Origin of the sequence: Bradyrhizobium ganzhouense (assembly GCF_049949285.1) — a bacterium.
Lineage (GTDB): Bacteria > Pseudomonadota > Alphaproteobacteria > Rhizobiales > Xanthobacteraceae > Bradyrhizobium > Bradyrhizobium ganzhouense.
The window spans coordinates 2,487,225-2,510,595 of the sequence record NZ_CP181318.1; the positions used below are offsets into that span (position 1 = coordinate 2,487,225).

The 23,371-nt window shown below is 64.7% G+C and carries 22 protein-coding genes; 9 read left to right on the forward strand and 13 right to left on the reverse strand.

Annotated features, from left to right (window positions below):
* Positions 1 to 69: 69 nt before the first annotated feature.
* The 7 genes from petA to ACLFLU_RS11460 all read left to right on the forward strand — a co-directional run bounded on the left by petA (position 70) and on the right by ACLFLU_RS11460 (position 7,047).
* On the forward strand, positions 70 to 600 hold the full coding sequence (gene petA, locus ACLFLU_RS11430) for a ubiquinol-cytochrome c reductase iron-sulfur subunit (protein WP_027529194.1): 531 nt from the start codon (positions 70 to 72) through the stop codon (positions 598 to 600).
* A gap of 62 nt (positions 601 to 662) precedes the next feature.
* Positions 663 to 2,726 (forward strand): cytochrome b/c1, encoded by a 2,064-nt coding sequence (fbcH, locus tag ACLFLU_RS11435; RefSeq protein WP_426412289.1) that lies wholly within the window; start codon positions 663 to 665, stop codon positions 2,724 to 2,726.
* Positions 2,727 to 2,875: 149 nt separating this feature from the next.
* On the forward strand, positions 2,876 to 3,550 hold the full coding sequence (locus tag ACLFLU_RS11440) for a dienelactone hydrolase family protein (protein ID WP_426412290.1): 675 nt from the start codon (positions 2,876 to 2,878) through the stop codon (positions 3,548 to 3,550).
* Between the two features lie 57 nt (positions 3,551 to 3,607).
* Complete coding sequence (locus ACLFLU_RS11445; RefSeq protein ID WP_426412291.1) at positions 3,608 to 3,823, forward strand: hypothetical protein; 216 nt, start codon at positions 3,608 to 3,610, stop codon at positions 3,821 to 3,823.
* A complete protein-coding gene (locus tag ACLFLU_RS11450) occupies positions 3,820 to 4,113 on the forward strand; it encodes a type II toxin-antitoxin system RelE/ParE family toxin (protein WP_426412292.1) in 294 nt (97 codons plus the stop codon). The genes ACLFLU_RS11445 and ACLFLU_RS11450 overlap by 4 nt, the downstream gene beginning before the upstream one ends.
* Positions 4,114 to 4,332: 219 nt before the next feature.
* Positions 4,333 to 6,498, forward strand: a complete 2,166-nt coding sequence (locus tag ACLFLU_RS11455) for an anthranilate synthase component I (protein WP_426412293.1) — start codon at positions 4,333 to 4,335, stop codon at positions 6,496 to 6,498.
* 9 nt (positions 6,499 to 6,507) lie between these two features.
* On the forward strand, positions 6,508 to 7,047 hold the full coding sequence (locus tag ACLFLU_RS11460) for an adenine phosphoribosyltransferase (RefSeq protein ID WP_426412294.1): 540 nt from the start codon (positions 6,508 to 6,510) through the stop codon (positions 7,045 to 7,047).
* A gap of 51 nt (positions 7,048 to 7,098) precedes the next feature.
* Here ACLFLU_RS11460 and ACLFLU_RS11465 read toward each other — a convergent pair whose 3' ends face one another.
* From ACLFLU_RS11465 to ACLFLU_RS11520, 12 genes are all read right to left on the reverse strand, one after another.
* Positions 7,099 to 9,099 (reverse strand): methyl-accepting chemotaxis protein, encoded by a 2,001-nt coding sequence (locus ACLFLU_RS11465; protein WP_426412295.1) that lies wholly within the window; start codon positions 9,097 to 9,099, stop codon positions 7,099 to 7,101.
* Between the two features lie 295 nt (positions 9,100 to 9,394).
* A complete protein-coding gene (locus ACLFLU_RS11470) occupies positions 9,395 to 9,727 on the reverse strand; it encodes a GIY-YIG nuclease family protein (RefSeq protein ID WP_426412296.1) in 333 nt (110 codons plus the stop codon).
* A gap of 89 nt (positions 9,728 to 9,816) precedes the next feature.
* Positions 9,817 to 10,485, reverse strand: coding sequence for a hypothetical protein (locus tag ACLFLU_RS11475; protein ID WP_426412297.1), 669 nt, complete (start codon positions 10,483 to 10,485; stop codon positions 9,817 to 9,819).
* 60 nt (positions 10,486 to 10,545) lie between these two features.
* The gene (locus ACLFLU_RS11480) at positions 10,546 to 11,298 is read right to left on the reverse strand and encodes a hypothetical protein (RefSeq protein ID WP_426412298.1); all 753 of its coding nucleotides are present in this window, start codon (positions 11,296 to 11,298) and stop codon (positions 10,546 to 10,548) included.
* 196 nt (positions 11,299 to 11,494) lie between these two features.
* Positions 11,495 to 12,739, reverse strand: coding sequence for a M48 family metalloprotease (locus ACLFLU_RS11485; RefSeq protein WP_426412299.1), 1,245 nt, complete (start codon positions 12,737 to 12,739; stop codon positions 11,495 to 11,497).
* Between the two features lie 32 nt (positions 12,740 to 12,771).
* Entirely contained in the window at positions 12,772 to 13,332 is a 561-nt protein-coding gene (locus ACLFLU_RS11490; protein WP_426412300.1) for a LemA family protein, read from the reverse strand.
* Positions 13,333 to 13,467: 135 nt separating this feature from the next.
* Positions 13,468 to 14,445 carry a small ribosomal subunit Rsm22 family protein gene (locus tag ACLFLU_RS11495; RefSeq protein WP_426412301.1) on the reverse strand — a complete coding sequence of 326 codons (978 nt, stop codon included), beginning with the start codon at positions 14,443 to 14,445 and terminating at the stop codon, positions 13,468 to 13,470.
* Between the two features lie 57 nt (positions 14,446 to 14,502).
* Positions 14,503 to 17,967 carry a chromosome segregation protein SMC gene (gene smc / locus ACLFLU_RS11500; protein ID WP_426412302.1) on the reverse strand — a complete coding sequence of 1,155 codons (3,465 nt, stop codon included), beginning with the start codon at positions 17,965 to 17,967 and terminating at the stop codon, positions 14,503 to 14,505.
* A 217-nt stretch (positions 17,968 to 18,184) separates the two neighbouring features.
* Entirely contained in the window at positions 18,185 to 18,856 is a 672-nt protein-coding gene (locus tag ACLFLU_RS11505) for a DsbA family protein (protein ID WP_426412303.1), read from the reverse strand.
* A 138-nt stretch (positions 18,857 to 18,994) separates the two neighbouring features.
* Positions 18,995 to 19,486: a DUF721 domain-containing protein gene (locus ACLFLU_RS11510; protein ID WP_426412304.1), complete on the reverse strand. Its 492-nt coding sequence runs from the start codon at positions 19,484 to 19,486 to the stop codon at positions 18,995 to 18,997.
* A gap of 12 nt (positions 19,487 to 19,498) precedes the next feature.
* Complete coding sequence (locus ACLFLU_RS11515) at positions 19,499 to 19,822, reverse strand: HigA family addiction module antitoxin (RefSeq protein WP_092029072.1); 324 nt, start codon at positions 19,820 to 19,822, stop codon at positions 19,499 to 19,501.
* Positions 19,794 to 20,078 (reverse strand): type II toxin-antitoxin system RelE/ParE family toxin, encoded by a 285-nt coding sequence (locus ACLFLU_RS11520; protein ID WP_426412305.1) that lies wholly within the window; start codon positions 20,076 to 20,078, stop codon positions 19,794 to 19,796. The genes ACLFLU_RS11515 and ACLFLU_RS11520 overlap by 29 nt, the downstream gene beginning before the upstream one ends.
* Positions 20,079 to 20,161: 83 nt before the next feature.
* On the opposite strand from ACLFLU_RS11520, the gene mutY reads away from it, so the two are divergent.
* Positions 20,162 to 21,259 carry an A/G-specific adenine glycosylase gene (mutY, locus tag ACLFLU_RS11525; protein WP_426412306.1) on the forward strand — a complete coding sequence of 366 codons (1,098 nt, stop codon included), beginning with the start codon at positions 20,162 to 20,164 and terminating at the stop codon, positions 21,257 to 21,259.
* A gap of 136 nt (positions 21,260 to 21,395) precedes the next feature.
* On the forward strand, positions 21,396 to 21,815 hold the full coding sequence (locus tag ACLFLU_RS11530) for a PaaI family thioesterase (RefSeq protein ID WP_426412307.1): 420 nt from the start codon (positions 21,396 to 21,398) through the stop codon (positions 21,813 to 21,815).
* 212 nt (positions 21,816 to 22,027) lie between these two features.
* Here ACLFLU_RS11530 and ACLFLU_RS11535 read toward each other — a convergent pair whose 3' ends face one another.
* Positions 22,028 to 23,305, reverse strand: a complete 1,278-nt coding sequence (locus ACLFLU_RS11535; protein WP_426412308.1) for a flavin-dependent oxidoreductase — start codon at positions 23,303 to 23,305, stop codon at positions 22,028 to 22,030.
* Positions 23,306 to 23,371: the final 66 nt, after the last annotated feature.

A 23,371-nucleotide genomic window follows, 5' to 3' on the forward strand; every position in this document is an offset into this window, starting at 1 on the left:
ACTGTTCCGGGGACCTTGGGGGCTCCTGGAGCGGTTCCGTCGGCAGCATAAGAAGAAAGGGTTGGAATCGTGACGACAGCGTCTTCGGCGGACCATCCGACACGCCGTGATTTCTTATTCGTTGCAACGGGGGCAGCTGCAGCAGTAGGGGGCGCAGCCGCGCTCTGGCCCTTTATCTCCCAAATGAATCCGGACGCCTCGACCATCGCCGCCGGTGCGCCGATCGAGGTCGATCTGAGCCCGGTCGCCGAGGGGCAGGACATCAAGGTGTTCTGGCGCGGCAAGCCGATTTACATCAGCCACCGCACCAAGAAGCAGATCGACGAAGCGCGCGCCGTTCCCGTGGCGAGCCTGCCCGATCCGCAGTCCGACGAGGCCCGGGTCAAAGCGGGCCATGACCAGTGGTTGGTCGTGATCGGCATCTGCACCCATCTCGGCTGCATCCCGATCGCCCATGAAGGCAATTACGACGGGTTCTTCTGCCCCTGCCATGGTTCGCAGTACGATTCGTCCGGCCGCATCCGCCAGGGGCCCGCGCCCGCGAACCTGCCGGTGCCGCCGTACCAGTTCGTTTCCGACACCAAAATTCAGATCGGCTGAGCTTCGGACCCGCGTCCGAAGCCTCGAACCGTCTCGTCGTATTATTTCTTCAGGATCGCATCATGAGCGGACCATCCGACTACCAGCCGAGCAATCCGGCCCTGCAATGGATCGAGCGGCGTCTGCCGATCCTGGGTCTCGTGCACTCTTCATTCATCGTCTATCCCACCCCGCGTAACCTGAACTACTGGTGGACGTTCGGTGCCATCCTCTCCTTCATGCTGGGGATGCAGATCCTGACCGGCGTGATCCTAGCGATGCACTACACGCCGCATGCCGATCTCGCCTTCAAGTCGGTCGAGCTGCTCGTTCGTGACGTCAATTACGGCTGGCTGCTGCGCAACATGCATGCCTGCGGCGCGTCGATGTTCTTCTTCGCGGTCTACGTCCACATGCTGCGCGGCCTCTATTACGGCTCCTACAAGGAGCCGCGCGAGGTGCTCTGGATCCTCGGCGTCATCATCTACCTCCTGATGATGGCGACGGGCTTCATGGGCTACGTGCTGCCGTGGGGCCAGATGAGCTTCTGGGGCGCCACCGTCATCACCAATCTGTTCTCCGCCATTCCCTATGTCGGCGAGAGCATCGTGACGTTGTTGTGGGGCGGCTATTCGGTCGGCAACCCGACGCTGAACCGCTTCTTCTCGCTGCACTACCTGTTGCCGTTCCTGATCGCGGGCGTCGTCGTGCTCCACGTCTGGGCGCTGCACGTCGCCGGCCAGAACAATCCTGACGGCGTCGAGCCGAAGACGGAAAAGGACACGGTGCCGTTCACGCCGCATGCGACCATCAAGGACGGCTTCGGCGTCGCCTGCTTCCTTCTGCTCTACGCCTGGTTCATCTTCTACATGCCGAACTATCTCGGCGACGCCGACAACTACATTCCGGCGAACCCGGGCGTGACGCCGCCGCACATCGTGCCGGAATGGTATTACCTGCCGTTCTACGCGATCCTGCGCTCGATCCCGAACAAGCTCGCAGGCGTGATCGGGATGTTCTCGGCCATCATCGTGCTGGTTTTCCTGCCCTGGCTCGACAGCGCCAAGACCAGGTCGTCGAAGTACCGTCCGCTGGCCAAGCAGTTCTTCTGGATCTTCGTCGCGGTCTGCATCCTGCTCGGCTATCTCGGCGCGCAACCGCCGGAAGGCATCTACGTGATCGCCGGCCGGGTCCTGACGGTCTGCTACTTCGCCTACTTCCTGATCGTGCTGCCGCTGCTCTCGCGCATCGAGACGCCGCGGCCGGTGCCGAACTCGATCTCGGAGGCGATCCTCGCCAAGAGCGGCAAGGCCGTGGCCTCGATCGCGGTCGCGCTCGTCGCGGCGGGTGCGCTGTTCGTCGGCACCTTGCAGGATGCCCGCGCCGAGGAGGGCGGCATCAAGCCGCCGGGCAACAACTGGTCGTTCGCGGGCCCTTTCGGCAAGTATGACCGCGGTGCGCTCCAGCGCGGCCTGAAGGTCTACAAGGAGGTCTGCTCCAACTGTCACGGGCTGTCCTACATTGCCTTCCGCAACCTCGCGGAAGCCGGCGGTCCCGGCTATTCGGTGGCTCAGGCGGCGGCGTTTGCCTCCGACTACAAGGTCAAGGACGGTCCGAACGACGCGGGCGACATGTTCGAGCGCCCGGGCCGGCCGGCTGACTACTTCCCCTCGCCGTTCCCGAACGAGCAGGCGGCCCGTGCGGCGAACGGCGGCGCCGCGCCGCCCGATCTGTCGCTGATCACCAAGGCGCGTTCCTATGGTCGCGGCTTCCCGATGTTCATCATCGACTTCTTCACCCAGTACCAGGAGCAGGGCCCGGACTATGTCGCGGCGGTGCTCCAGGGCTTTGAGGACAAGGTGCCGGCGGGCGTGACCATCCCGGAGGGCTCGTACTACAACAAGTACTTCCCGGGCCACGCCATCAAGATGCCGAAGCCGCTCAGCGACGGCCAGGTGACCTATGACGACGGCTCGCCGGCGACGGTCGCGCAGTACGCGAAGGACGTCACCACGTTCCTGATGTGGACCGCCGAGCCGCACATGGAAGCGCGCAAGCGCATCGGCCTCCAGGTGTTCGTGTTCCTGATCATCTTCGCGTTCCTGATGTACTTCACCAAGAAGAAGGTCTGGGCCGACTCGCACTGAGTGGCGCACGCGAACCGAGAATGAAAGAGCCCCCGCAAGGGGGCTTTTTTGTTGCACACGCGTGTGTGTTGTTCGGCACGATTGCCTATCGCGCGCGCAGCCGCCAAAATACCGCTAGCTGCTCCCCCAGAAACCCATCGGAGGACACCATGGGAACCGCCATCACCTTCAAGCGCCCGGACGGCAAGGACGCCTCGGGCTATCTTGCGAATGCCGCACGCGGCAACGCGCCGGGCGTGGTCGTGATCCAGGAATGGTGGGGCCTGTCCGACCAGATCAAGGGTCTGTGCGACCGCTTTGCGCTCGCCGGCTTCGATGCGCTGGCGCCCGATCTCTACAAGGGCAAGGTGGTGCCGTATCACGACGCGGATGCGGCCGGCAAAGAGATGAACTCGCTCGACTTCATGGACGCCACCACGCAGACCGTGCGCGGCGCCACGCAATATCTGTCGCGCAATGGCGCCAAGGTCGGCCTGACCGGCTTCTGCCTCGGCGGCGCCGTCACCATCATCGGCTCGGTGCATGTGCCGGAGCTCGCCGCCGGCGTCGTGTTCTACGGCATCCCGCCGGAGCAAGCGGCCAAGCCCGCCGACGTCAAGATCCCGCTGCAGGCCCATTTCGCCAACAAGGACGATTGGTGCACGCCGGAGCTGGTCAACGGCTTCGAGAAGGCCATGAAGGCCGCCGGCAAGTCGCTGGAGCTGTTCCGCTATGACGCCGAGCACGCCTTCGTCAACGAGCAGCGCCAGGCCGTCCACGACCGCGAAGCCGCCGAGCTCGCCTGGGGCAGGGCGATGGAGTTTTTCCGGAAGCATTTGGGGTGAGGGGAACGGGTCGTTTTCGGCCTGCGGCTGGTATATATTCCGCCCATGACAAAGGTCTTGGAAGATGTGATCGAGAAGGTGCGAAGGTTGCCGGAAGATCGGCAAGCCTACGTCGCCGAGGTGCTTGAGCAGATCGTCGCCAATGACGGCGATCTGTTCGTTGTGCCTGAAGAGCATCGCGCAGCCGTGCTTGAGGGTCTTGAACAGGCTGAGCGAGGCGAGTTCGCGACCGATCAGGAAATGGCTGCGCTCTGGAAGAAGTGTGGGCTGTGAAGCTTAGGTACGCCCGGCGTGCCCGCACCGACATTGACGGAATTCACGAATATATCGCGCAGCACGACAGGCGTGCTGCCAGCGTAGTTGTGCGACGTATCCGGTCCGCCAGCCAATTGCTTGCGAAATATCCGGGCCTCGGTCGTGCGACTGATATGACCAGCGTTCGGGTGTTTCCGATCGTCCCGTTTCCTTACCTGATTTATTACCGCGTCACTGATGATACGCTGGAGGTCGTCCACGTGCGTCATGGGAGGCGCGATGTGCCGAAACCGGGCGAACTGGTGTGATCCGGCGATCTTAGCCACCCTTGACGCCGTCCCCGCGCCATGGTGAGTATCCGCCCATGAGCACCGCAGCCCGCCCATCCCGTCGTTGGTGGCGCACCTCCTAGGAGGTGGCCGGTGCGATTTCTTTTCCATAAATCGTCGAAGGTCGCCCACGCAGTGCGGCGGCCTGATCGTTTGTCCTGTGTGGCGTTCCCTCGGCAAGTTTCGTAAGAGGACCCCATGAATAGGACAGTCTTTGCCCTCCCGGCCAGAAGCGACTACGTCACCCGCGGCGGTCTCGCGATCACGCGCGTGGCCGAACAGTTTACCGGTGGCGCCAACAGGCTCGACGATCTCGTCAGCCTGCTCGACCGCCGCCGCGGCGTGGTGCTGTCCTCGGGTACGACCGTGCCGGGCCGCTACGAGAGCTTCGACCTCGGCTTCTCCGATCCGCCGCTCAAGCTCGAAACAACCGGCGTTAATTTCAAGCTGGAAGCGCTCAACGCGCGTGGCGAGGTGCTGATCGCCTTCCTCGCCGATGTCCTCCGCGAACCCTGCGTGGTGATCGCTGAGAAAACCCCTTCGCGCCTAGCCGGCCATATCATCCGCGGCGATGCGCCGATCGAGGAAGATCAGCGCACGCGGCGCGCCAGCGTCATGTCGCTGGTGCGCGATCTCGTCGCCGCCTTCTCCGCCAATGATGACGGGCTGCTCGGGCTGTTCGGCGCCTTCGCCTACGACCTCGTGTTCCAGATCGAGGACCTCGTGCAGAAGCGCCGACGCGAGAATGATCAGCGCGACATCGTGCTCTACGTTCCTGATCGCCTGCTCGCCTATGACCGCGCAACGGGTCGGGGCGTCGTGCTCAGCTACGATTTCGCATGGAAGGGCAAGTCGACCGAAGGCCTGCCGCGCGAGACGGCCGAGAGCCCGTATCTGAAGACCGCGCGCCAGGGCTTTGCCGATCACGCCCCCGGCGAATATCGGGCCACGGTCGAGACCGCGCGCGCGGCCTTTGCTCGCGGTGATCTCTTCGAAGCCGTGCCGGGCCAGCTCTTTGCCGAACCGTGCGAGCGCTCACCGGCCGAAGTGTTCCAGCGCCTCTGCGTCATCAACCCGTCGCCTTATGGCGCGCTGATGAATCTCGGCGACGGCGAATTCCTCGTCTCCGCTTCGCCGGAAATGTTCGTGCGCTCCGACGGGCGCCGCGTCGAGACCTGTCCGATTTCGGGCACGATCGCGCGCGGCACCGATGCGATCGGCGATGCCGAGCAGATTCGCCAGCTCCTGAACTCGGAGAAGGACGAGTTCGAGCTCAATATGTGCACCGACGTCGATCGCAACGACAAGGCGCGCGTCTGTGTCCCCGGCACGATCAAGGTGCTGGCGCGCCGGCAGATCGAGACCTATTCAAAACTCTTTCACACCGTTGACCACGTCGAAGGCATGCTGCGTCCCGGCTTCGATGCGCTTGATGCCTTCCTCACCCATGCCTGGGCCGTCACCGTGACCGGCGCGCCGAAGCTCTGGGCGATGCAGTTCGTCGAGGATCACGAACGTTCGCCGCGGCGCTGGTATGCCGGCGCGATCGGCGCGGTGAATTTCGATGGCAGCATCAACACCGGTCTCACCATCCGCACTATCCGCATGAAGGATGGTCTCGCTGAAGTGCGCGTCGGCGCCACCTGTCTTTTCGATTCAGATCCCGCCGCGGAAGATCGCGAATGCCAGGTGAAAGCCGCGGCGCTGTTCCAGGCATTGCGCGGCGATCCGCCGAAGCCGCTGTCGGCCTTTGCCCCCGATGCCACCGGTTCGGGCAAGCGGGTGCTGCTGATCGACCACGACGACAGTTTCGTTCACATGCTCGCCGACTATTTCCGCCAGGTCGGCGCCAGCGTCACCGTGGTCCGCTATGTGCATGCGCTCGACATGCTCAAGCAGAAGAGGTGGGATTTGCTGGTGCTGTCGCCGGGCCCGGGCCGGCCCGAGGATTTCGGGATCAAGACGACCATCGACGCGGCGCTGGAGAACAAGCTGCCGGTGTTCGGCGTCTGCCTTGGCGTTCAGGCAATCGGCGAATATTTCGGCGGCGAGCTCGGCCAGCTCACCCATCCCGCCCACGGCCGGCCCTCGCGGGTGCAGGTGCGCGGCGGGCGCTTGATGCGCAATTTGCCGGACGAGATCGTGATCGGCCGCTATCATTCGCTCTTTGTCGAGCGCGACAGCATGCCCGAAGTTCTGAGTGTCACTGCCAGCACCGAGGACGGCGTTGCCATGGCGCTGGAGCACAAGACCCTGCCGGTCGCCGGCGTGCAATTCCATCCGGAATCGCTGATGTCGCTCGGCAACGAGGTGGGCTTGCGGATTGTCGAGAATGCGTTCCGGCTGGATGCGCCGGTCAATTGAGAGGCACCAATGACCTTTGACCACGATCTGAAGGCGAGCGTCCGCACCATCCCGGACTATCCCAAGCCGGGGATCATGTTCCGCGACATCACGACCTTGCTTGCGGATGCGCGCGCCTTCCGCCGCGCGGTCGACGAACTCGTCAATCCCTGGGCCGGCAACAAGATCGACAAGGTCGCCGGCATGGAAGCGCGTGGCTTCATCATCGGCGGCGCGGTGGCGCATCAGCTCTCGGCCGGCTTCGTGCCGATCCGCAAGAAGGGCAAGCTGCCGCACACCACCGTGCGCATCGCTTACTCCCTCGAATACGGCATCGACGAGATGGAAATGCATGTCGATGCGATTCAGCCCGGTGAGCGCGTCATCCTGGTCGACGATCTCATCGCCACCGGCGGCACCGCGGAAGGCGCAGTGAAGCTGCTGCGCCAGATCGGCGCGAATGTCGTCGCCGCCTGTTTCATCATCGATCTGCCCGAGCTCGGCGGCGCCGCCAAGCTACGCGCCATGGATATTCCGGTGCGCACGCTGATGACGTTCGACGGGCATTGAGCGATTGGCTCATACTCCGAGACCAGCTTGGTGCGATTGCTGGTTCGAAAGCTATGCTGCGCGAATCGTTTCGAGGAAAGCACCCACGTCGAGCTTGAGTTGATTGGAGCCGCCCGAGAGCGACTGCGCGGCCGACAAAACCTGTGCCGAGGCCGTTCTGGTCTCGCTGGCTCCGCGTTGCACGTCGACGATGCTCGAGCTGACCTGTTGTGTCCCCTGAGCCGTGTGCTGAACGTTGCGAGCAATTTCCTGGGTCGCAGCGCCCTGCTGTTCGACCGCAGCGGCGATCGTCGATGCGATTTCGGACATCCGCCCGATCGTGTCGCCGATCGCGTTGATGGCGAGGGCGGACTCCTTGGTCGCACCCTGGATGCCGCTTACCTGCCGGCTGATCTCCTCGGTGGCTTGCGCGGTCTGTTCGGCCAGTGCCTTGACCTCGGAGGCGACCACCGCAAATCCCCGGCCAGCGTTGCCCGCGCGCGCCGCCTCGATCGTCGCATTGAGCGCCAGAAGATTCGTCTGCCTGGCTATGGAGTTGATCAGCTGGACGACTTCCCCGATGCGGCTGGCGGCGTTCAGCAATTCGCTGACCTGCCGGTTGGTATTCTCGGCCTGCTGCACCGCCTCACCGGCAATCCGCGCCGAGTCCTGCACCTGGCGGCTGATCTCCAGCACTGAAGATGACATTTGCTCGGTTGCCGAGGCGACCGACTGGACGTTCGTCGACGCATTCTCGGACGCGAGCGCGACGGCCTTCGTCAGCTGCTGCGAGCGCTCGGCCGTTGTGGTCAGCGAGGTGGCCGCGGTTTCCAGCTCCGTGGAGGCCGTGGTGACGGTCTCGATCATCTGGCCGACGGCATTCTCGAATTCATCCGCGAGCCTTGTCATGTCGGCCTTGCGGGCTTCCCTGGCGACCAACTCCTGCTGCAGTTTCGCCTGGGCTTCCTGCTCGGCCTTCTCTCGTGTCCGAATCTTGAACGTCTCCACCGCCTGCGCCATGTCGCCGACCTCGTCGGCACGGCCCAAGCCTGGAAGCACCACGGAGAAGTCGCCGGCGGCCAGGTTCTGCATTGCCCTTGTCATCCTCGCGATCGTGCTGGCGATGCGCTGACCGAAGAAGACCGCGATCAGGCAGGCCGCGAGCGTGACAATTGAAATTGTCCACCGCAGGATCTCACGCAGTTGCGCTGCTCGCGCCTGTGCTGCGCGATAGCGCTCGTCCGCCGTCTTGACCAGCTTGTCCAGGGCGGGGCGATTGCGTCCGAATACGGTGGCAAGATCGGCAACTTCGTCGTTCAGCGAGCTCTGCGTGACCATGTATCCCAAGAAGCTTTCGCCATAGGATTTGAGCAAGGCCCCCAGTTCGGCGCGCGCAGGGTCGGGAAGTTCGGACGCTTTCAGCGCATCAGCGAACTTGGATTTCTGCTTGTCGAAATCGTCTCCGTACTTTTCCTCGCCGCGCAGCATGAAATCCTTCTCATGACGGCGCATCATCAGCATGATGTTGGTCAGTCCGACCTGGTTGAACTCGCCCAGCTTGCTTTCAAGCTGATGAACGGCCGCACGGAGCTTGCCCTGGAAGCCCTGATTTTCGTTCAGCCCGAGGGTGCGCTGGATCGAGGCAATGTTGTTGAAGCGGGTTTGATACAAGTTCAAGCCAGATCGCAGCACGCTGTCCTGTCTCAGAGGATCGCCCTCGGGAAGCTTGTCAGCGAAGGCTTCGATCGCCGACAGATGCGCCAGTGCCGTTTTCAGCACGCTGCCGTGGGCGTCGATCAGTTTTTCGTCGTGTTGGCGCAGGAATTCGTCCGAGATCTGGCCGGCTTCCAGATAGGTCGCCGAGAGGCCGACGACGTGCTGGGTCAGATTGACCATTTGATCGGATTCGATCTGAGCTTGGGCCTCGAGATGAAGGCCCACCACGCAACTCAGTCCGGTTACGACAACGCCAGCGAGACCCAATAGCGCGATTTGTATCCGCAAGCCCGTGCGCCACCGCGGAACAATTTTGGTGAGACGTTTTGCAGCCTTGAACATGAAACCCGTGGGCATGATTGCGTTGCAGCATGCGATACGGGACTCACGCTAACGAAGGCCTAAGCCACGGAAATAATTATCGGTTCCAAAAAAGTGTCACGATGGAACTCGCATGAACTAACATCGGCCCGCGTCGCGTCGCCGCGTATCAGGATCGCTGCAGGATCAGGCTCAGTTCGAGCTCACGGAAGGCGAGGCAGTTCCGCATCGATCTGCCCGAACTCGGCGGCGCCGCCAAGCTACGTGCCATGGATATTTCCGGTGCGCACGCTGATGACGTTCGACGGGCATTGAGCGATCGCTGCGATCGTCAGATCGCCTCCGCCTTCAGCTCGGCCCGCCAGTGCGCCCCGCGCTCTTTCAGCAGCGCGTTCCGGACGTAGTCCGTCTCCTCATCCTCAAAACGCTCGCATTCGTCGAACGTCAGACCGGCCTCGCCATGCGCGTTGCAGGCGGCCTGGAGGCTGCGGCAGGGGTGGTTGCCCTGGCGCAGGGTGAACCAGATGCGATTCTGGATCGTCTCCAGGTTCGGCGCCTGGCCAACCCAGGCCTCGCCCGAGGCCGTGCAGCGGACCACGAAAATGCCCGCAATGGTCTTCCGCTCCTTGTAGGCGGCGATGGCTGCTTTCCGGTCGATGCTCACGGCTGGGCCCTGGCTGGAGGGGACGTTGATGCCCGCCTCACTAAGCCCAACGCGGCCGGCAGTCAATATTATCCGGGTGTAATTGTGATCTAAGATCGTTGCAGGATCAGGCTGAGCTCGAGCTCGCGGAAGGCGAGGTAATTGCGCCGGGTCCACTGGTGCAGCTCGGTCGACGAGTCCTTCTCCTGGCGCAAATAGCCGGTGAAGGAGAAGCTCAACCGGTCGATATAGGTCTTGAGGAAGCCGGGCAGCGCCGGCAGGCGGAATAGCCGGCCGCCTTCCATCGCGGACGGTAGCTCGCCGCGGATGATGAACTCGTTGTCGACGGTGATCAGGTTCATCCGCGGGATCTGCTGGCGCAGCATCTCATGGGCGCGGGCCGAGACGCGGTCGGTGTCGGCGACGAACAGGATCTGTGGTGCGACATGCCGGCGCGCCGCTTCCTTGAGCAGGCCGATCTCGTCGGTCATCTTGAAGAACTCGTCGAAGGCGTGGAAACCGAGGTCGATGACCTTGGCGAGCCCGTCATCGACGATGACGCGGTCCATCAGCTGCATCTTGCCATAGGTGTCGATCACGTCAGCGGTTTCGGTGATCTTCGGCAGATAGTCGAGCAGCGACGGCTCCTTCAGATTGACGTCGAAGGCCGTGACGTTGCCGTTCTTGAGCAGCAGGAATTCGCTCAATAGCCGCGCCAGCAGCGTCTTGCCGACCTGCGGGCGGGGCGAGCAGATGATGTAGAGGGGCGTCGCGGGCATCACGCTATTATCTGAGCGAACTCACCGCCCAATCCAGCCGTATCCGCCCATACTCTGCAACTATTTTTCGCTGCTGCGGCCGCCGGCTTTGGAGCCGACGATGTCGGTCAGGTGGATGCGGTCGAACTCGCTCCAGACGTTCGCGAGCCAGTGCCGGACATAGCCGCGCAGCACGAACGAATAGTTCGCGGCCTCGTCGTTGATGCCCTTGTTGGCCACGAATTTCAGGAACGGGACGGAGGAGACCTCGACCTGCTCATAGGCCATTTCGTTGAGCTTGGGGATGGTCAGCTCGGTCGCATCCTTGATGCGGTGGAAGTAGGAATTGTAGGTCGACTGGTCCCACTGGAAGAACTGGGTGTCGTTGATGAAGTTCTTGACCAGGAAATATTTGGCGCCAGTCATGAAACCGGCCGTCTCGGCGATCTCGTCCAGCGAGGCGATCGAGGGGCCCAGGATGTGGAACACCGCGAAGGTGATCTGGCCGGCCTTGGCGGCGTCGAGGAAGCCGATGTCGCGCAGCGAGGCCAGAGCCGGCGAGAGCAGGCCGGCGCGGACGTCGATCACGGTCACCGACGGGCTCGTTGCATTGAGCGTATCGAATATCTTCATCTGATCGGCCGTCGTCGTCATGTCGACGATCTCGGTGATGTCGGGGTGGAAGCGCTTCAGCGTTCCGCGCGGTGACTCCGTGTCGAAGGCGCGGGTCGGCACGTTGTTGGCGGAAAAATAATCGAGCAAGGTGCGCGATACCGTGGTCTTGCCGACCCCGCCCTTGTCCGCGCCCACCACAACCACTGCCGGCTTTGCCATTGCTGTCCCCTAACGCGCGCCCCCGATCGCGAGGTCGCAATCGGCCGGGCCCCAAATCGATGTCCCGAGTCTGCTGTTGGGCGCGAACATGGCAGAAACAAGGGAGAATTCAAATCCTCGCCCTCGGTCGCCGCAATTCCCGGAGTTTTTCCCAAACGCAGTGACCGGCTTGAGGCGCGGCAGATCGCACGCACGCTCAGTGGCGGCCCCACGGACCCATGGGATTGCCGATCGGACTGCCCAACGGATTGCCGGCCGTGGTTCCGGAGGGGCTCGGCGCCGGGACGGGCGGCGGCGTGGCCCTGCCGCTTGCATCGTTCCACGGACCCTGCGGCAGTGCCGGCGGGGCGTCCTGCTGATCGGCCTGCGCCTCGGGCTCGTCCGCGGCGGGCTGTTCCTTCTCATCGGTGGGCGGCGGCAGCGGACCGGGATCATGGCCGCCGGCAAACTTGACCAGCGCATCGACCCGGGACTGCACCGAGGGGTGGGTCGCGAACAGATCTGAAAATCCTTCGCGTGGATTGTCGAGGCAAAGCTCCATCACCGCGGAAGTCGCGCCGGGCAGCTCGCCGCGGCCCTCGATCTTGCGCAACGCCGAGATCATGGCATCGGGATTTTTCGTCAGCTCGACCGAGCCGGCGTCGGCCAGATATTCGCGCGACCGCGACAACGCGAGCTTGACTACTTGCGACACCAGCCAGGCCACCACAATCAGCACGACCGCGATGATGATGACCACGATGGCGCCGCCGCCGGAGCTCTTGCTGTCGCTCGACGACGAGGACGACCGCGACGATGAGGAGGAGCCCGACGACCACGAGCCGCCGGAGCTCCAGCTCAAATTCGTGAACAGGCGGAAGAACAATTCGCCGAAGAAGCCGACAACGCCGGCGATGATGACGGCGACCACCATCAGCTGGACGTCGCCGTTCTTGATGTGGGTGAGCTCGTGGCCGAGCACCGCCTCGATCTCTTGGTCGTTCAGCGCCTTCAGGAGACCCGTGGTGACGGTGATTGCATATTGCCGCGGGTTGAGGCCGGTCGCGAACGCGTTCAGCGCCGGGCTCTCCATGATCTTCAGCTTCGGCATGGTGATGCCGCGCGAGATGCAGAGATTTTCGAGCAGATTGTAGAGCCGCGGCTCTTCCTGCCTAGTGACGTTGTGGCCGCCGGTCACCGCGTCGATCATCGACTGGTGGAAGAAATAGGCGATGACGATCCAGGCGATTACGGCAAGCGTCGCGATCGGCGCGGCCTTGAGCAGGTCGGAGAAGGCGTGACTCAGGTAATAGGCGATGGTCTCGTTGCCATTGACGACGACCTCGGCGACCAGCGCGCCGGCATAGACCAGCACATAGACCAGCGCGAACAGGCCGGCGAGCAGCAGCATCGAACGAAACTTGTTCGAGGCGATGTGCGTGTAGAGACCATACGCGGCCATGACGCGTTGCCCTGCCGGCCTATCGGCTCAGATCAGAATTTCACCTGAGGCGTAGCCTCGACCTCGGCGCGGCTCGCACCCAGATCGAAGAAGTCCTTCTTGGTGAAGCCGAACATGCCGGCGAACAGAGCGGCGGGCATCTGCTGGATGCCGGTGTTGTATTCCTGGACCGCGTTGTTGAAGAAGCGGCGGCTCGCCGCGATCTTGTTCTCGAGGTCGGAGAGCTCGCTGGCGAGCTGCTGGAAATTGGCGTTCGCCTTGAGGTCGGGATAGGCCTCCGACAGCGCGATCAGCCGGCCGAGCGCGCCGGAGAGCTGGTTCTCGGCGGCGGACACCTGCGCAGGCCCCTGCGCCGACATCGCCGAATTGCGCGCCTTGATGACGTCGTCGAGTGTGCCGCGCTCATGCGAGGCATAACCCTTCACGGTCTCGACCAGGTTCGGGATCAGGTCATGACGCTGCTTGAGCTGCACGTCGACATCGGCAAAGGCCTGGCCAACGCGCTGGCCCAGCGCCACCAGCCGGTTGTAGGCACTGAACGCCAGGAACACGAGGACGACGATAACGCCGAGAACGATCCAGCCGGTCGACATGGAGAACTCCTGAAGGGAATTGGGACGGACAGCCTAAACTAAAATGGAGCCGGGGGAGAGCCCCGCGCGGAGGGAAGGTAAGACTTGGTCGGATCGGGAGCCATCCGAGTTCAAAGGCAAAAGCGCCGAACGGGGTTAACTTTCGGACAGAACGGCATCACCCCAGCGCCAGCGGCGGGCGCCTGCATAGGCGGCCTTGTCGCGCCGCGCGACCTTGGCGAATTCGACACCGTCCTCCGTGCAGAGCTTGGCCGTGATCTCGGCCTTGCCGACATCCGGCGGCGCCAGCACCCGCGAGGCGCGCGCCGCTGGCGGTGAGCGGGTCAGGGCGACGTAGATAAAGCGTTCGTCCTCGAACGGCACCTCGGCGCCCTTGATCTGGCGATGCGCCTGCGAGCGCGGCAGGCGCTGGTTGAAGTGGCACCAGTCGGGCGCGATGAGCGGGCAGGGCTTTTCGTGCGGGCAGGGTGCGGCGACGTAGGCACCGGCCGCAATCAGTTGCTGGCGCAGCGCGAGGATGCGGGTGGTGCCGGCCGGCGTGCCGGGCTCGATCACGACCAGCGCGTGGCGCGCTTTGGCCCACATTGTCTCGGCGATCTTGCGCTGGTCGCTCTCGCCGAGCTCGCCGATGACATAGCTCGCGACGACGAGATCGGCTTGCGAGACCTCGGCGAGGTTGGCGGCGGCATCGCCCGGCAGATAGCGGCAATCGGAGAGGCGCGAGCTGTCGCGCGCCAGCTCGAGCGCGAGCCGGCTCAGCGTGGCGTTGGTGTCGAGCAGCGTAAAATCTTGCAGCGAGGCGAATGCCTCCGCCGCGGCCCAGCTCGCTGTGCCCGGGCCTGCGCCGACATCGAGCAGCGTTTCCGGAATGAACTCCGGAGCGATCTCGGTGAGCGCATTCAGGCTTGCGGCCACGGCCGCGTAAGTCGCCGGCATGCGCGCCAGCGCATAAGCGAGCGCATCGGCTTCCGACTTGATCGTTCCGGAGCCGCCGCCGGCACGATAGGTGGTCGAGATCTTCTGCGACCGCTGCGCGGCGTCGGTGCGGGAGAAGCCCTGGAGCTTCGCGTCGAGGGCGGCTTTGAGTTCGGGAGGAAGGCTGGGCGAGATCATCTTCCATCATCCGCTTTCGCGGATGATGACGTCAATGGTTGTGGCGCGGCCGCAGCCTCACGCCACGTTCTGGTCGAGAATGTCCACGGCCTCGGACAGGCTCACCGAGACGAGCTGGGAGACGCCGCGCTCGGCCATGGTGACGCCGAACAGACGGTTCATCCGGGCCATCGTGATCGGGTTGTGCGTGATGATGACGAAGCGCGTGTCGGTCGAGCCGGTCATCTCGTGCAGCAGGTTGCAGTACCGTTCGACGTTGTGGTCGTCGAGCGGTGCGTCGACTTCGTCCAGCACGCAGATCGGCGAGGGGTTCGTCAGGAACACCGCGAAGATCAGCGCCATCGCGGTCAGCGCCTGCTCGCCACCCGAGAGCAGCGACAGCGTCTGCGGCTTCTTGCCCGGCGGCTTGGCGATGATTTCGAGACCGGCTTCCAGCGGATCGTCGCTCTCGATCAGGTGCAGCGCCGCTTCGCCGCCGCCGAACAGCTCCACGAACAGGCGCTTGAAGTGGTTGTTGACGACTTCGAACGAGGTCAGGAGCCGCTCGCGCGCTTCCTTGTTGAGGCTCTGGATGCCCTGGCGCAGCCGCTTGATGGCTTCGACCAGGTCGTCGCGCTCGGTGACGAGACCGGTGTGCTGGGTCTCGACCTCGCGCAGCTCTTCCTCGGCGCGCAAATTGACGGCGCCCAGGCGCTCGCGATCGCGGCGCATCTTTTCGAGGTCTTCCTCGATGTCGTGCAGCGGCGGCAGCTCTGCGCCGGGCTCGAGCTCGGCGAGGCCGGCGACGGCCTGCGGCTCGACTTCGAGCATGTCGCGGATCTCGCGCTCGATGTCCTCGAGCCGGCGCCGCGAACCTTCCATCCGCTCCTCGGCACGGGCGGTGGCCTCGCGTGAGCTGGAGAGGGCCTCCAGCGTCAGCTTCGCGGCGCGGTCGGTTTCCGCCATCAGGGTTTCGGCGGTGGCGAGCGCGTCGGCGGCCATGCGGCGGTCGTTCTCGGCGTACTCGATCTCGGTGATCAGCGCGCTGCGCTTCTCGGCGAACAATGCTGGCGCGTTCTCGAGATCGCTGCGCTCGATCGAGACCTCGGTGATGCGGGTCTGGATGGTGTCGATATGGGAGGCCGCGCTCTCCTTGCGGTTCTGCCATTCGGTGCGCTCGGCGAGGATCGCTTGCACGCGGCGGTCGGCGAGCTCAGCTTCGCGCGCCAGTGCCTGCGCCTCGGCGCGGACCTGCGCGGCCATGCGGCGATGGCCTTCGATGTCGCTGCGGACGGCGGCGAGACGGGTCTCGGTGTCCTCGCTCGACGGCAGCTCGCTGATGCCGGCCTCGGCATATTCGTAGGCGGCTTCGGCCTCGGCGCGGTCGGCGGCGAGACGGCTATGCGCTTCCGACAGCGTCGCCTTGCGCGCCGCATGACGGCTGATCTCGCGCTCGGCGGTGGCATGGCGCTCGCGGGCGACGTTCAGCTCGCGCTGCGCGGCACGCCAGGCCTCGCGGCTGGCGCCTTCGGTGCTGGCCGCCATCTGCAATTCGGACTCGGCGTTCTCCAGCGCCTGACGCTTGATCTGCGCGTCGATGCGGGCCTGCTCCAGCTCGTTCTCGATGTCGACGAGGCGGGCGCGCTCCGCGAGACGCCGTGCAGCACCGGTCGGGGCGTGGGCGGCGGCGACAAAGCCGTCCCAGCGCCAGACGTCGCCTTCGGGCGAAACCAGCCGCTGGCCGGTCTTGAGCTGCGACACCAGCTCGGCACCGCGCTCGCGCGGCACCACGCCGATCTGAGCCAGACGGCGCGTCAGCTCGGCCGGCGCCTGCACGTGGTTGGCGAGCGGGGTGACGCCTTCGGGCAATTCCGGATCACCCTCGGTGACGCCGGCATTGGTCCAGCGCATCGGCGCCGACGGATCGACCGGCGCGTCGAGGTCGTCGCCGAGTGCGGCACCGATGGCCTTTTCAAAGCCCTTGTCGACGGTGATGCCGTCGATGATCGGCGGCCACAGATTCTTGGTCTCGCCGTTGACGATTTTTGAGATTGTGCGCGCTTCGGTATCGAGGCGCTGCACGCGCTTGTCGGCCTCATTGAGCGGCGAGCGTGAGGATTCCAGCGTCTGGCGCGCGGCGACATGCGCAGCTTCGCTCGCTTGCGCGGCGGCTTCCGAAGCGGCTAGCGTCTGCTCGGCGGTCTCGACCGTTGCGGTCAGCTCGTCGAGATCACCGAAGCCGCCGGTCTCGGCGGCGAGCTTCTGCTCTTCGGCTGCGACGTTCGCGATCTCCTGGTCGAGACGGGCGAGCTTGTCGCGGTGAGTGCGGACGTTGGCCTCTAACTGATTGCGCTTGGCGGTGAGGTCGGCGAGCGCGGTGGTGAGCTCGGCGAACTGCTGCTCGGTTTCGTTCAGCACCGCCTCGGCTTCGCCGACGCGCTCGTCGACGCCGGAGCGCTTCTCGACGCGCGACTTGATCTCTTCCTTCAGCTCGGCATCTTCGGTGTCGAGCCGTTGCAGCGCGACGTCGGCGTCCATGGTCTGCTGCTGGGCGCGCGCGATGTCGCCTTCGAACTGGGCGAGACGACGCTCGAGCTCGGCGACGCGCTCCTTGGCGCGCTCTTCCTCGCGGTCGAGCAGCTCGCGGGCATTGGTCAGGCGTTGAAGGCCCGCGGCGGCGCGGGCTTCGGCATCGCGCAGCGCCGGCATTTCGGCGGCGCGGATGGCCTGGATGCGGGCGGCTTCGGCCTGGTGCTGGGTGCGCTCGGCCATCTCGCGCACGGCGAGATCATGGGTCTGGCCGGATTCGTTGACGTCGGCGTGAGCGCCGATCCAGCGCAGGTGGAACAGCGTGGCTTCGGCCTTGCGGACCTTGGCCGCGACTTCGCGGTAGCGCACGGCCTGACGGGCCTGCTTCTTCAGGCCTTCCATTTGCCCTGCGAGCTGGCCGATCACGTCCTCGACGCGGGTGAGGTTGGTTTCGGCCGCCTTCAGTCGCAGCTCGGCCTCGTGGCGACGGGCGTGCAGACCGGCGACGCCGGCGGCGTCTTCGAGCACGCGACGGCGCTGCTCGGGCTTGGCCTGAATGATTTCGCCGATCTTGCCCTGGTGGACGAGGGCGGGGGAACGCGCACCGGTGGCGGCGTCCGCAAACAGGATCTGCACGTCGCGGGCGCGGACGTCGCGGCCGTTGATGCGATAGACCGAGCCGGCTTCGCGCTCGATGCGGCGGGAGATTTCGAGCAGCTGGCTGTCGTTCATCGCCGCCGGCGCGGTACGATCGGCATTGTCGATCGTCATCGTCACTTCGGCGTGGTTGCGCGCGGGACGGTTGCCTGAGCCGGCGAAGATCACCGCGTCCATGTCGGCCGCACGCAGCGATTTGTACGAGGTCTCACCCATCGCCCAGCGCAGCGCCTCGACGAGATTCGACTTGCCGCAACCGTTGGGGCCGACCACGCCGGTCAGGCCGGGCTCGATGACGAAGTCCGTGGGCTCAACGAAGGACTTGAATCCGTGTAGGCGCAGGCGGGTGATTTTCATAAGCACGCATCTCTGTTGGCAGGCGCGAATCCCCGTGCCGGGACAATACCATGGAAGGCAATGTCGCTGTCTGGGGCGAGTCGCGCTGGGCGCCTCATGCGGCGGACAATGGCCGCGGTGTGCCGCGAGGGCAACCGGCGAAAGCCGTTTTTCCCAAGGGATTTATGCCGGGAAAGATACGGCTTTCGAGATGCGAATCAGCGTCTTGACGAGCGAATCAGCTCTTCAGCAGCGGATTGATCTTCTTCGCGAACTCTTCGAAAGAAGTCTCGCCCTTGATCTTCTCGCCGTTGATGAAGAACGTCGGCGTCGAATCCACCTTCAAAACGTCGCTGGCATATTTCTGGTCGGCGGCGATCTTGTCGAGCAGCGCCTGGTCCTTCAGGCAGGCTTCCACCTGCTGCTGGGTGAGGCCGGCCTGCTTGCCGATCCGCGTCAGCGTCTCCGTGGTGTTCTTCACCACCCAGTCGTTCTGCTGGCGGAACAGCATGTCGGTGACCGCGAAGTATTTCGGCGCGTCGCCGTTGGCGATGCAGCGCGACAGCATCGAGCCGGCGGCGGCTTTGATGTCGAGCGGGAACTCGCGGAAGATGTAACGGATCTTGCCGGTGTCGATGTATTCCGACTTGATCTTCGGGAACACCTGCTCGTTGAAGGCCGCGCAGTGCGGGCAGGTCATCGAGGCGAATTCGGTGATGGTGACGGCAGCGTCCTTCGGGCCGAGCGCCATGTCGGGCAGCGATACCGGCTTGGCGACGTCGCCGGCGGCCTGCGCCATTGCTTCAGGGATCATGGCCTCGGAGATGAACCGCAGCGGCGAGAGCCCGGAGAGCGCCGCAAGACCGGTCAGCGACAGCATCGTGGTGAAGGCGCGGCGGGTGATGATCAAGGTCGGCTCCCGAATTGGCGTGGTCTTGCGCCCTGAGGATCCTATGAAGGTTCCCGGGCGGCCTGTCGCTAGCTTGAAACGTGGTTTGAGGCAATGGCGAGCGGCAGGGACGGGTCCAGATTGGCCGCGAAATGAGGCTCAATTTCGCTTGATGGCAGCCCCGAGCCGCGCCAGCGCCGTCTTCAATTCTTCATCTTCGATATCCCCCAGGCTCTCCGCCACCTTGGCGACGGCCTTGGGGTCCGGCGGGCCGGGCCGCACCGGGCGCCGGGGGCGCGACAGGGGGGCCTGCCGGAAGGCGAGCTTGCCGACCGCGCTCCAGCCGAAGAAGCGGTTCACCCGCTCCAGGATGACGTCGGCTGAGTGCTGGATCTCCAGCGCCATCGGGCCCTCGACCCGCAGCACCAGCGTCGCCGGCTCCTGCGGCTGGCCCTCGACCGGCCGCGGCCATTGCATCTTGAGCGGCTCGGCATGGGCGGCAATCTCTGGCCCGGCAATCTGCGCCCACCGCGTCACCAGCTCGCGCGCCGCAAATCCCTGCTTGGCATAGGCCTCGGCAAAGACGTCGTTGAGCAGGATCCCGAGCGGCTTGGCGCTGATGGGGCCGGGTTTGGGAGGGAATTTGGCCATGGGCCGTGTCCGCTACGCTGCCGCGCGAGGCCGGATGGCCTTGAGGTCGCGGTCGATCTCGCGCCGTCGCTGCATCAGATCGTAGTCCATCTGGAGCCCCAGGAAAAAGCCCTCCGACAGACCAAAATAGCGGGCAAGCCGCAGGTCGGTGTCGGCCGTGATATCGCGCTTGCCCAGGACGATCTCGTTGATGCGCCGCGGCGGCACGCGCACGGCGCGCGCCAGCGCGTTCTGGCTGAGATCCATCGGCTTCAAGAACTCCTCGAGCAGGATCTCGCCCGGATGAGGATTGCGGAGGAGCCCGTTCCTAGCCGTGGTAGTCGACGATTTCGACATGTTTCGGTCCTCCGTCATCCCAGACAAAACAGATGCGCCACTGATCGTTGATCCGGATCGAATGCTGGCCCTGGCGATCGGCCTTCAAGGCTTCGAGCCGGTTGCCCGGTGGAACCCTGAGATCGGTCAACACCCGCGCTTGATTGAGCAAACGCAGTTTTCGCAAGGCTGTATTCTGAATGTCGGGCGGCAGTTTCCTGCTTCGCCGCCCGGACCAGATCAACTCTGTCTCGGAGTCGGCGAAGCTCTGGATCATGCTTGTGTATAACGCAAGGCGTTATAGCCCGCAACGGTCCGGTCGCGCTGGCCACAGGCGAAATCCTCCTCTAGTAAAGGCGAATGTCCTCCACGACCGCGCGCAAGAAGGAGCGGAGCACCACGGCGACCACGCCGTCGGCTCGCCCTACCTTGCTGCTCGCCTGGTACGACCGCCACCGCCGCAGGCTGCCCTGGCGCGCCGCGCCCGGTGAGACGTCGGATCCCTACCGCGTCTGGCTGTCGGAGATCATGCTGCAGCAGACAACGGTGAAGGCGGTCGGGCCCTATTTCGAAAAATTCGTCGCGCGTTGGCCGGATGTCATGGCGTTGGGGAACGCCTCGCAGGATGACGTGCTGCGGATGTGGGCCGGGCTCGGCTATTATTCACGCGCACGCAATCTCCATGCCTGCGCGGTGGCGGTGACGCGCGAGCATGGCGGCGTGTTTCCGGATACGGAGGAGGGGCTGCGTGCGCTGCCGGGGATCGGGCCCTACACGGCGGCTGCGATTGCGGCGATCGCCTTCGATCGCCATACCATGCCGGTCGACGGCAATATCGAGCGCGTGGTGTCGCGCCTGTATGCGGTCGAGGAAGAGCTGCCGCAGGCCAAGCCGCTGATCCAGCAATTGGCGACGACGCTGTTGGCCAACTCCCGCGCCGGCGATAGCGCGCAGGCGCTGATGGATCTGGGCTCGTCGATCTGCACGCCGAAGAAACCGGCCTGCTCGCTCTGTCCGCTCAACGAGGATTGCACGGCACGCGCGCAGGGAGCGCAGGAGACATTTCCGCGCAAGGCGCCGAAGAAGAGCGGAACGCTGCGGCGTGGTGCCGCCTTCGTCGTCACGCGCGGCGATGAGCTGCTAGTCCGCTCCAGGCCTGAAAAGGGCCTGCTCGGCAGCATGACGGAGGTGCCCGGCTCGGACTGGCTCGCCGGACAGGAGGACGCGACGGCAAAGCAGCAGGCGCCGGACTTGAAAGGGTTGTCGCGCTGGCAGCGCAAGGTGGGCGTCGTCACCCACGTCTTCACGCATTTCCCGCTGGAGCTCGTGGTCTACACGGCGAAGGCCGAGGCCCGCACGCACGCGCCCGCGGGCATGCGCTGGGTGCCGATCGCGACCCTGGCCGACGAGGCGCTGCCCAACGTCATGCGCAAGGTGATCGCGCACGCGCTGGACTGAAATCTCCGGCCGCGCGCGCAGCCCGTTCGCCTTCGGCCGGCATCAGGAAGATGCGCTTTTGGCCTGCGGCGTATCGGCTGCTGACACCGAGCTGTCAGCAGCCCTACGTTATTTGCTGGCGGCAATGGAGGTTCGCATGGTCAAGACCGCGCTCGACAATTTCAAGAGACCGCCCTGCGCCGAGCTGTTGGGATGGCGCTTGCTCGATGCCCGTCCGGAGGAGGGCTGGCTCAAGCTCGGCTTCGAGGGGAAGCCCGAGTTCTGCAATCCTGCCGGCTTCATCCAGGGCGGCATGCTCTCCGCGATGCTGGACGACACGATGGGCCCCGCCGTGCTGGTGATGAGCGAGGGGCGGCTCTACACCACCACCATCAGCATGACCGTGAATTTCCTGGCGCCCGCAAGGCCAGGCCCGATCATCGGCGAGGCACAGGTGACGCAGCTCGGCAAGACCATTGCGTTCGTCGAGGCCAAGCTGATGGCGGAGGATGGCACGGTGCTCGCGACGGCGAGCGCCAGCGAGCGGTTGTTGGAGGCGGCGAGGGTGGTGAAGTAGGGTGAGCACTGCTCTCTCGCTCCCTCGCCCCGCTCTTCGCGGGGCCGCGACGAGCTTCGCTCGCGCTGAGAGAGTGGGGTGAGGGGCCTCTCTCCGCGAGCGAGACTGTCGAGGGACCTGTACCCCCTCACCCGGATTGCATCTCCGATGCAATCCGACCTCTCCCCGCAAGCGGGGCGAGGTGAAGAGGGAGCTCGTGGCTGGCTGAATAGCTAACCCACCCGCTTCGCATCCCCACTCACGATCGGCGGCTTTGCGTTCAGGGCCTCGACCTGGAAGCCCGCGACGCGCTTGTAGTTCGCGGCGATGTCTTCCAGCTCCTTTTGCGACAGCACGTCTGTGACGACCTCAAAGCCATCCGGCGCGCGTTCCTCGACGAGCTGCATCACCTGCTCCGGGCCGTTCTTGCGGTTGAGTAGCACGAGGTCGGTGGTCGCGGGCCGCCGCTCGGCTTCATAGGCGAGCAGCGCCGCGGTCGTCGGACCATGCGCCAAAATCTCGCGCGTGATGGTGCGGGCATCGAGGATGGCCTGCGAGGCGCCGTTCGAGCCGATCGGGTACATCGGATGCGCGGCATCGCCCATCAGCGTGATCTTGCCAAAGGTCCATTGCGAGACCGGGTCACGGTCGACCAGCGGATATTCATAGGCGTGCGGGCAGTTCTTGATCAGGCCGGGCACGTCGAGCCAGTCGAACTGCCAGCTCTCGAACCATGGCAAGAACTCTTCCAGCCGCGCGGTGCGGTTATAGTCCTCGCGCCGCCACTGATAGGTCGGCGGCATGTGGCGCTCGGCGACCCAGTTGATCAGATGATTGCCTGCGGCATCCGGCTCCTTCGAAATGGGATAGCAGACGAATTTCAGAATCTCGTGGCCAGCCATGATCATGGTGCGGCCGGTGAGGAAGGCCTTTGCCGGCGTCACGCCGCGCCAGAGGATGCGGCCGTTCCAGATCGGCGGGCCCTCGTTGGGATAGAGTTTTTCTCGCGCGGCGGAATGGATCCCGTCGGCGGCGATCATGATGGCGCCGTCGTAAGTCCCGGCCGGTTTGCCGGTCGCTCTGTCGATGAACTCGGCGCGAATGCCGTTGGCCGTCTCGGTCCAGCCGGTCAGATGGTGGCTGGTCAAAATGTTGTCGCGGCCGAGCCGCTCGACCGCGGTATCGAGCAGCAGCTGTTGCAATGTGCCGCGATGGATCGAGAACTGTGGCCATTTGTAGCCGGCTTCGAGTCCGCGTGGCTCGCTCCAGATCGGCTTGCCGTGCTTGGAGAAATAGGCGAGCTCACGGGTGCGCACGCCGCTGGCGTCGAGCTTGTCCATCAGCCCGAGCTCGATCAGCTCGCGCACCGCATGCGGCAGCACGTTGATGCCGACGCCGAGCGGCTTCAGTTCCGCGACGCTCTCGAACACTTTCACGGGAACGCCGATTCCGTGCAGGCTGAGCGCAAGCGTCAGCCCGCCGATGCCGCCGCCGGCGATGAGTACCGTCATGACAAGCCCCTCCAATTACAGGCGTCTTGGCACAGGCGGGCGGCGGTGGGCAACTGCGAAGCGAAA

Coding starts and splice junctions, on each gene's coding strand:
- ACLFLU_RS11495 (WP_426412301.1), bottom strand. CDS start 14,445: ATGATCTCGCCCAGCCTTCCTCCCGAACTCAAAGCCGCCCTCGACGCG.
- ACLFLU_RS11465 (WP_426412295.1), bottom strand. CDS start 9,099: ATGCCCACGGGTTTCATGTTCAAGGCTGCAAAACGTCTCACCAAAATT.
- ACLFLU_RS11520 (WP_426412305.1), bottom strand. CDS start 20,078: ATGATCCAGAGCTTCGCCGACTCCGAGACAGAGTTGATCTGGTCCGGG.
- ACLFLU_RS11490 (WP_426412300.1), bottom strand. CDS start 13,332: ATGTCGACCGGCTGGATCGTTCTCGGCGTTATCGTCGTCCTCGTGTTC.
- ACLFLU_RS11460 (WP_426412294.1), top strand. CDS start 6,508: ATGACCTTTGACCACGATCTGAAGGCGAGCGTCCGCACCATCCCGGAC.
- fbcH (WP_426412289.1), top strand. CDS start 663: ATGAGCGGACCATCCGACTACCAGCCGAGCAATCCGGCCCTGCAATGG.
- ACLFLU_RS11485 (WP_426412299.1), bottom strand. CDS start 12,739: ATGGCCGCGTATGGTCTCTACACGCACATCGCCTCGAACAAGTTTCGT.
- ACLFLU_RS11510 (WP_426412304.1), bottom strand. CDS start 19,486: ATGGCCAAATTCCCTCCCAAACCCGGCCCCATCAGCGCCAAGCCGCTC.
- ACLFLU_RS11440 (WP_426412290.1), top strand. CDS start 2,876: ATGGGAACCGCCATCACCTTCAAGCGCCCGGACGGCAAGGACGCCTCG.
- ACLFLU_RS11480 (WP_426412298.1), bottom strand. CDS start 11,298: ATGGCAAAGCCGGCAGTGGTTGTGGTGGGCGCGGACAAGGGCGGGGTC.
- ACLFLU_RS11475 (WP_426412297.1), bottom strand. CDS start 10,485: ATGCCCGCGACGCCCCTCTACATCATCTGCTCGCCCCGCCCGCAGGTC.
- ACLFLU_RS11515 (WP_092029072.1), bottom strand. CDS start 19,822: ATGTCGAAATCGTCGACTACCACGGCTAGGAACGGGCTCCTCCGCAAT.
- mutY (WP_426412306.1), top strand. CDS start 20,162: ATGTCCTCCACGACCGCGCGCAAGAAGGAGCGGAGCACCACGGCGACC.
- ACLFLU_RS11535 (WP_426412308.1), bottom strand. CDS start 23,305: ATGACGGTACTCATCGCCGGCGGCGGCATCGGCGGGCTGACGCTTGCG.
- ACLFLU_RS11455 (WP_426412293.1), top strand. CDS start 4,333: ATGAATAGGACAGTCTTTGCCCTCCCGGCCAGAAGCGACTACGTCACC.
- smc (WP_426412302.1), bottom strand. CDS start 17,967: ATGAAAATCACCCGCCTGCGCCTACACGGATTCAAGTCCTTCGTTGAG.
- ACLFLU_RS11530 (WP_426412307.1), top strand. CDS start 21,396: ATGGTCAAGACCGCGCTCGACAATTTCAAGAGACCGCCCTGCGCCGAG.